At 63.5% G+C, this 1881-nt stretch carries 1 protein-coding gene; it reads left to right on the top strand.

Annotated features, from left to right (window positions below):
- Positions 1-125: 125 nt before the first annotated feature.
- Positions 126-863 carry a hypothetical protein gene (locus tag IE178_RS34935; RefSeq protein ID WP_193515051.1) on the top strand — a complete coding sequence of 246 codons (738 nt, stop codon included), beginning with the start codon at positions 126-128 and terminating at the stop codon, positions 861-863.
- Positions 864-1881 lie beyond the last annotated feature (1018 nt).

The following is a 1881-nucleotide window of genomic DNA, read 5'->3' as shown; positions in this document are numbered from 1 at the left end:
CAGCGGGTACTTCCTCGGGGCAGGCATCGTCTGGGCTCCTCTCATGACACCCATCTGACCTGCTGTCACCTTTCCCCGCATCTCGGGGGAACCTCACGCGGACGGCGAAGGAAATCCACACCAGCTTGCTTGCCGCCAACTTGGACCGGTTCATCACCGAGACATCCTCCAAAGAGAGGCTTGTCCAGACCGTCCTGGTGGACGCGCGGCGGGCAGCGCATAAGGGCGACAAGGATGCCCACCGCGGCCTGCTCGCGTTCGCCAAGGAACAGACGAGCGGATTCCGGCATCCCAACAAGCTAGGCCCGGAGAGTCTGCTGTTCCAACTCAAGGAGGCCCTCCTCGCTGATGGCTACGACCTCATGTGGGATGACCCGACCATCCGGACGGACATCGATCTCGACAGCTGGATCGAGATCGACAAGGGACCCGTCACCTATCACATCCGCCCGACCGACGCGCCAGGCACCGAGATGGCCGGGGAGATCAGCGCCTTGGAAGCGCAGCTCAATGCTGCCGGCTTCGAGGTCGCTCTCAACCACTACAAGCAGGCTGTCGACAACCTCAACCACCATAACTACGAGGCCAGCAACGGGGCCCTCCGCCCGATGCTCGAAGATGTGACCTTTCGAGTCGCGCAGAAGTACGGCTACACAGGCGCCTCGGGCGGCAATGCCATCAACTTCATGGTTGACCAGAAGAAGGTCGTCCCGGAGAAGTGGGGCCGACTCATGCAAGGGGCCTGGGGCATCTCGCACCCGGAGGGGCCCCACCCCGGCCGTTCCAGCGCGGACGAGGCACGCTTCAGGATGCTGATCATCACCAGCATCGTCCGAAGACTGCTTCAGCACGCTGGACTCTGACCCAACCCTGGATCGTCGAAGCAGCCCTCGGCCAGATACGCGGCCGGGGCTGCGGCGTGATAAATGGTTCTGGCTTGCCGCAGGTCCGCCTGCTGGCGGTCAGTGGTCATCGTCTGCTGAGTTCGAAGCTGCGGGACTTCCGGTAAACGTACGTGCGCGGCTCTCCAAGGCTGCTCAGTATGCTGCGGCAGTGGACTCCGACGAGAGTCCACTGCCAACCTCAACGATGCTCTAGGAAATGAAAAGCTCGGCAGGCAGGCCCGCACACCCACATCGTCGCCGTGCGCGGGCATCGAGGGGCGCGGTGAAAACCACAGGCTTCAGGCAGGCGCCGGTGCCATCCTGTACTGGTGGACGTATCCCTGCCCGACCAACTGGGCATAGTCGAACGAGAGTCCAGTGCCGCTGCACCAGCGGTGATCCGAAAGCTGCTTCTCTCCGCACCTCCTGAGCAGATCACGGGACAGCAGGATGTCGCCTTTGTGCCGGTGACCCGCGCGCAATGGAAGTCGGTGTTGAGGGACGCCGATCTGCCCGGGCTTCAGCGGAAGACCGACGATCTCGTTGGTGAGATCCTGCGCCTGCGGACCGCTTCTGGCCGAACCCTCGGGAAGCAGCTTCCGGAGATGTTGCGGAGTCTCCACACGTCGGTTGTCGCCTTGGGTACTGTCGCAGAAGAGGTGTCCCGGTTCAGTCCCTCCCGCACCAGCGCGGCAGAGCGACGGTTGGCGACTGACCTGGCGCGAGCGAATCGGAGCGAGGCTCAAGCGCTGTTCGCCTGCCTGGAACAGGGATGGGCGGAGTCCGCTTGGTCTGCCGTACGGAGATATGCTCTCGCGGCCCAAGCGGCCGGGCGAACTCTGGGAACTGCCGCCAGGACTGATCACGCCGACCTTCCTTACGAGGACGTCTACCAGCGAACTGAGGTTCCCCCGAGATGCGGGGAAAGGTGACAGCAGGTCAGATGGGTGTCATGAGAGGAGCCCAGACGATGCCTGCCCCGAGGAAGTACCCGCTG

Source organism: Streptomyces griseoloalbus, from assembly GCA_014650015.1.
Lineage (GTDB): Bacteria > Actinomycetota > Actinomycetes > Streptomycetales > Streptomycetaceae > Streptomyces > Streptomyces griseoloalbus.
Note: the sequence above shows the minus strand (reverse complement) of the source record. Positions and strands in the feature narration are given on the sequence as shown.